This window comes from Yersinia similis, from assembly GCF_001053095.1.
Lineage (GTDB): Bacteria > Pseudomonadota > Gammaproteobacteria > Enterobacterales > Enterobacteriaceae > Yersinia > Yersinia similis.
The window spans coordinates 100,645-107,355 of sequence record NZ_CGBP01000015.1 but is presented as its reverse complement, the minus strand read 5'-3'; the positions used below and the strand labels follow the sequence as shown (position 1 = coordinate 107,355).

Below are 6,711 nucleotides of genomic sequence, written 5' to 3'. Positions count from 1 at the left end.
ACCTCGTTAGTGTTGCTCATTATATCTCTAACAAAGTGTCCGGAATGATTAGACCATTACACCCAGCTTCAGGTAGGCGGCCCGGCACCTCGTGGTGTAACCTGGGCTTCGTTGAGCAAAGGATTCAGCAAAGTGCCCGGTGCGACAGACGAGTCATGCTCTCTATTTCTACTGATGTCGGAAATTCCTGCCCAAGGTGAGCGCCCCGCTCTGCGCTATGTGGTCGCTATCGATTCCACGCCGTATATGGGTACTCTGAATGAATTTACCCGCACGCTGATCGTCATTACCGCGATTGGCGTCTTATTCGTGGCACTGCTAGGGTTCGTGATTGCCAGAATAGGTATGCGCCCTGTTAATAAACTCAGCGAACAGGCCCAGCACCTTGCGCCAGGAAATCAAGGGCAGCGTCTGGATACCTTAACTCTGCCAGATGAACTGCAAAAACTGGCCGTCGCATTCAACGGCGTACTCGAACGACAGGAAATCGCCTGGCGGCAACTTGAAAGTTTTAATGCTGATGTCGCACATGAACTGAGAACCCCGTTGACCAATCTGATGGGGCAAACGCAACTTGGTCTGTCACGCAAACGTGAAACATATGAGCTCGAAGATTTACTGGAGTCTAACCTAGAAGAACTCGAGAGAATGACCTCTATCGTTAACGATATGCTGTTCCTCTCCCATGCTCAAGCTGGAGAGCACGCAACCCAGTTAACCAATGTGTCTCTTCGGGAAGAGACCTATAAGACCACGGAGTATGTAGAGCCTTCATTTGCCGAAAAAAATTTGTCTATTCATGTTGAGGGGGATATCACCGCACGCATTGATCGGCGGCTTTTCCACCGCTCACTGGCGAATCTGCTAGAAAACAGCGCCCGCCATGCTGTTACTGGTACTACCGTGAAAGTGACGATCTCCAGAGAAAATAATCTGGCATCCATCGCGGTAGCCAACATTGGAGATCCCATTGCGGCGGAACATCTAAACCGTTTGTTTGAGCGCTTTTATCGTGCTGATTCTTCCCGTGTACGCAGTGACACACACCATGGACTCGGGCTCTCCATCGTCAGGGCGGTGGCGATAATGCATCGTGGAGATGTGTTTGCCAGTAGCCAGAATGGGATTAATACCTTTGGTCTGACCCTTGCAATAACTGACCCTCGTAATAACCGCCCCTAATAATAAACAGTGAGTCCATTGAAAAAGAAATGAGTCGTTATGTGAAGTCTGGCCTGGCTGAGCTAGGTTAAAGTCTATGACAGTGTATTTTTGCATACAGGTTTTGAAGAAGAGGAGGCTCTCCCTCCCTTCCTCTTCCTTTTTCTTGTTTACGCTACTGATCAATCATCGCAATTCTGACAAACATGTCAGGCAACCGTCAGCCTGGTGACATGAAGCATCCGGTAAAATCACATTATCGTCACCGACATAATTCCCCCTCTTTAATCGTGCCGATAACAAAGGAAATGGATGATGAAAAAGAAGATTCAACAGTATCTGCTTTGTACTGCTCTTACATTTACCGGCTCAATGGCCAGCGTTGCTCACGCGCAGGATGCGGCGAAAAATAACACAAAGCAACCGTCTCGGGCGCAACAATTGATGGGGGATATCGCCCCCAAGATGGCGCAACTTACTGACGATGTCCTGTATGCCGATATCTGGGAACGGCCGCAACTCTCAAAACGTGACAGGAGCCTGGTGACGGTCAGTGCTCTGGTGGCGATGGATCGCCCTGACCAATTGCGTTCTCATCTGCGTCTGGCTCGCCAGAACGGTGTCACTGAAGAAGAGTTGGTTGAGACCATTACCCAACTCGCCTTCTATTCTGGATGGCCAACGGCAGTAACGGCGATATCCATTGCACAAGAGGTATTTAAAGAAGGGAAATAGTTTTTATCTTCAATGGATTAATTAGAATATCTCACGTTAAAGGATTGAATCGATATGAAAATTTTCCTGATCACTCTGGCTGCCCTTTTACTGCCCGGTACGCATGCGATTGCTGCTGCGCAAGCGGCAGTGACCGTCAGCTCTGCGGGTTCACAACCTACGACTATTGGTGCACCGGAATTTTTTACCGGTACAGCAAAAGTTGATTCACGGTTTAAAGGTACCGCCCCAGCCCGAATTTCCGGCGGTACCGTCTCATTTGAAGCCGGAGCACGAACAGCATGGCACACGCATCCTCTTGGACAGACACTTATTGTTTCTTCTGGTACCGGCTGGGTACAAGAATGGGAGGGCGCAGCTCAGCAAATCAAAACCGGAGATGTCGTGTGGATCCCACCGGGTGTCAAACACTGGCATGGCGCATCCGCAAAAGAGTCAATGGTGCATATTGCTGTTTCAGAATCACTGGACGGTAACACTGTCACGTGGATGGAAAAAGTCACAGACGGCCAGTATCCACAATAATAAAATGCCACTTTTGCATTCTCTTTGAAACAGAATGGCACAGAGATGTTCATGAATGGCAGTTTAGCGAAATACATTGAGCTCAAACATTTTATTGATATTAGATATCCGTTCATGAGTTCTGCCTGTGAACGCATTCATTTTAACAGCATGGTCACTCGTGAAAATCTCGCTATGATTCAGTTGTCCGCTATCACATAAGGAAAAGACCTTGAAAGCCTTACTGAAAACACTCACCACTTGTATGTTGGTTGGTGGATTAATCTCTCAATCTGCGTTTGCTGAACCAATAAAACCCTTGATTATCCAGTCTCAAGGAAGTTTTGCCGCCGGTGGGACCGTCATTACGACACCAGGGCAGTTCGAACCGAAAAAACCATTGGACCCAACAGGTCAGACATATCATGGTGATCACGCCTCTGTGTTTTACCAGATCCCTGAGAACCCACACAAATATCCCATTGTGATGTTGCACGGTGCCGGGCAGTCTTCCCGGACATGGGAAAGCACACCGGATGGCCGCGAGGGTTTTCAGAACATCTTCTTGCGCCGTGGCTTTTCGACCTATCTGGTCGATCAACCGCGTCGGGGTAATGCCGGACGCAGTATGGTGGAAGGAACTGTCAAACCACTTGCTGATGAGCAATTATGGTTTAACCAGTTCCGTCTGGGTATATGGCCCAATTTCTTTGATGGCGTACAGTTCTCCCATGATAAAGAGACATTAAATCAGTATTACCGTCAGATGACCCCTAACACCGGGCCCTTTGATATCGATGTGATTTCAGATGCCATGTCGGCCGTAGTGGATAAATCTGGCCCGGCTATTTTGTTTACACACTCTCAGGGTGGCGGCCCAGGCTGGTTTACCGCGATGAAGAACGCCAATGTAAAAGGGATAGTCGCGTTTGAACCTGGCAGCAGCTTTGTCTTTCCGGAAGGCGACGTCCCTCCCCCAACAAAGAATGCTTTTGATACCGTAAAAGGGGAATCGGTGCCTCTGGAGAAGTTTATGGCACTAACTAAAATCCCTGTCCTGATTATCTACGGCGACAATATCCCTGACAAACCAACGGCCTTGCCTGCACAGGATAGTTGGCGTGCCCGGCTGGCTGTTGCGCGTCAATGGCGGGATGTGGTGAATAAACATGGCGGAGACGTGACAGTAATCCATTTGCCGGAAATTGGTATAAAAGGCAATACTCACTTCCCTTTCTCTGATCTGAATAACGTTGAAATCGCCGATCAGGTATCAAAATTCCTGAAAGATAAAAATCTTCAGTAATAAAAAATTAGTGGGGTCGTCGGCGGCTCCACTACTGCTTATATACTCGTCATACTTCAAGCTGCATGTGTGTTGGCTACGCTCAACAACCCCAGGTACTTATTTATGTAAGCGCCTGGGGACTTACTTCGTTGCCGCCTTCCTACAACGCCAATTATTTTGAGCATATCGGGCATTTATCCTAAAAGATAAAACTTTATAGATTAATTTCATAAACAAGATAATAATGAATTTATTGGAACTTAAGAGCCTGCGGGGCTAAAACCTACATTAAGGAATAGTCTATAATTAAGGGGTAGTCTGTAGCTTTATTTGCTAAACCATGAAAATATTTTTATATTACAACAATCACATGGTGATAATTTCAGCAGAAATAGCCAGAGAAAGTTAAAAAGCATTACTATTATTCTGCTCCTGCTCTGCTATGAATCATAGTGTTTATTTTTTATAAAATGGAGGCTTTACAAATCAATGGACGTAGTTTTTTAAAATGTAACATTTCAAATAAATCACCCACGTGGGGAATGTTAGATATATTCATGTGGAAGGTTATTCCAAATAAGTTTGGTGGTGGAAAAAATTATATTCAACGATTTAAGGATGCTTGGGTTATTCACAACAAAACTTCGATACGTATCGCTGCTGAAACGTATCGATTGCCAGTAGAATTACTTGCTGGAGTTTGCTGGATAGAGGTTGGAGGTGATCCGAATTTCATTGATAGAGTCGCATTTGAAGTTAGATCATTTGATTGGAGTGGCCCAGATTATGTAGACAAAAATTTAACTATTACCAGCCCACCAGAAAAAACCTCGTTTGGATTTGTTAGTATACAGTTACGCACTGCGGCAAAAACTATTGGCCTTGACCCTATAAAAATGAATTCGTCGCAATTGAGGGCACTAGCTAATTGTATTGAGAAAGATATTTATAACATAGACTTGGTTGCCAAACATCTCAGACAATTAGCAGATTATGACAACTTACCATCAAAATTAAGGATGGACGATATTAAAATCATTGGAGCTCGCTATAACAGAGGTATTATACCAACGCTAGAAGAAATAAAAAGAAATACTAGCTACGGTAAGTTTATTGTTAACCATTGGCAACGATTTAATAAACTTATTTGGGGATAATATGAGCAATAAAATCAGGAACCCTTTGTTGCTAATTTATTTCATTGGACTGGCTTTTTTGTTATTTTTCTCTGTCGATAAATATTCATGGATGTATGACATGGATCCATCGATAACGGTAGGTTCAATACAAAACAACTCCAGTAATCGCAATGTAGTTTCCTTTTTTATTTTGTGTGTGCTAATTGGCATTCAGATTTTTTCTTTTATTTCCGAAAAAAATAATGTTAGAAAATTCATTTCAGTTCTACTGGCTCTCACTGCTATTTTTTTGTTCATATTGAAATGATGAAAGACGGATATTCAGTGTGATGAAAATAATCCTCTTGATTTCGATAATGACGAGTTTTGAGTCACTTATTACTCAGTGCACGCTAGTATTTATAAATATGAGGAAATTGTATTTTTAACTCATCCGCTTTTTTTAGACGATAATATTGGGACCTTCTTTAAGCCAAAATAGGTAGCACGGGAAATTCCGCTTTCTCTGCTACCACTTTAACTCGTCCTCCCTGCGTACCAGAGAAGCGCAACAGTTATCCCTGAATGGGGTCATATAGCAAACCTAACATCTGCAACCATTGCGGCAACGCTACCATCATTCGGCCATTCCAGAATACGTTCTCGCTCAAACTCCGATGCTTGATTCATTCAACGACGCCTGTAATATTCATAATATTAAAATAAATATCACAATTTAATGCATAAATGAATATTCCCTTAACAAATTAGCAATATTTTTACGATAGCTATAAAAAAATAACCGCTTTAATATTGACTCTAAAAACCAAAATGTATAATAAAGTGTCATGTCAAGCTTCCCAGAGTAAAGTCATAATACGTATGTCATCACAACGCCAAAGGGGTTCTGTTAGAAGACAAATAATCTGAGTATATTATGAGTAGCAGATACGTTAAGTTTCTCAGAAACAATGTATTTATGCTAAGGAGAAAATCATGTCGAAAGTTACTAGTCCTGATTCTATCAATAGAATAAAACATACGGAAGCTATTGCAGCATCTCCAAACTCTGAAGAAAGCATTCGCAGCCTGTCCGTGCTTAAGGAAAAGGCCTCTGAAATATTAGAAAAAGAGAATGCGCAGTTTTTTGATATTTTGCCTATTCTGGAAAGCCTGAAAAAAGATGATATTATTGAAATATTAAATGATCTACTGGAAAGAAAAGACATTACTTCAAATTATCAATTGCTATCAGAAGATCATGTTTACTTGAGTAGGCAACATAATTTTCATCTACTTATGCGGCTTATTGGTAGAAGTCCGTCAACGACTTTGTATGCAAACGAATTTGATATTCTGGTGATCAACCCCATGAATACGCCAGTCAGTATTCCTTTATACCAGTGCCAAGTTTGCGAAGATCTCTCTCAAAGGCCATCGGCACTGATAAGGCTCGAAGATACCGTATTAATGCCGGGTAAAGTCTATGGCTTTGAAGCCTATAAATACATTCTCGATTTTGATACTGAAGCCGCACAGGACACTTTTATCCTTATCGCTCACTCCGAGCCCAAAGGTTGGTTGTCATGGGTCTATGACAAGAACTCACTCGAACCTATTGAATCTATTTGTACAAGCCTCCAGGCATCAAGGATACAGATGTACGTGAGAATGCTCGGTGCCATGAACGCGACTCAAGCTGTGCTTGTTTTGGAAAAACTGGCAAAGTCTACATATGCAAACTTTGTTCGTTGGGAAGCGGTCGAGAGCCTCTCACTTATTGATCCTCAATCTACTCTAGAGTTACTCGACTATTTGGTGAAGAATGACTCTGATGCTCAAATAATTGAGGCTGCAGAACAGAGCCTTGCAATAAATAAATCAGAAGAGTCAGAGGTGTAAATA

At 43.1% G+C, this 6,711-nt stretch carries 5 protein-coding genes and 1 pseudogene; all 6 read left to right on the top strand.

Features of this window, described 5'->3' with window-relative positions; translation table 11 throughout:
* Window positions 1-63: 63 nt before the first annotated feature.
* Window positions 64-1,182, top strand: a pseudogene (locus AC971_RS12765) (heavy metal sensor histidine kinase); the annotation flags it as partial.
* Window positions 1,183-1,473: 291 nt separating this feature from the next.
* On the top strand, window positions 1,474-1,896 hold the full coding sequence (locus AC971_RS12760) for a carboxymuconolactone decarboxylase family protein (RefSeq protein ID WP_025383741.1): 423 nt from the start codon (window positions 1,474-1,476) through the stop codon (window positions 1,894-1,896).
* A gap of 54 nt (window positions 1,897-1,950) precedes the next feature.
* Entirely contained in the window at window positions 1,951-2,421 is a 471-nt protein-coding gene (locus AC971_RS12755; RefSeq protein WP_025383740.1) for a (R)-mandelonitrile lyase, read from the top strand.
* 211 nt (window positions 2,422-2,632) lie between these two features.
* Entirely contained in the window at window positions 2,633-3,706 is a 1,074-nt protein-coding gene (locus AC971_RS12750; protein WP_025383739.1) for an alpha/beta hydrolase, read from the top strand.
* Window positions 3,707-4,158: 452 nt separating this feature from the next.
* Window positions 4,159-4,845, top strand: a complete 687-nt coding sequence (locus tag AC971_RS12745) for a hypothetical protein (RefSeq protein WP_048677662.1) — start codon at window positions 4,159-4,161, stop codon at window positions 4,843-4,845.
* A gap of 957 nt (window positions 4,846-5,802) precedes the next feature.
* On the top strand, window positions 5,803-6,708 hold the full coding sequence (locus AC971_RS12735) for a HEAT repeat domain-containing protein (RefSeq protein ID WP_025383736.1): 906 nt from the start codon (window positions 5,803-5,805) through the stop codon (window positions 6,706-6,708).
* The last annotated feature ends 3 nt before the right edge of the window (window positions 6,709-6,711 follow it).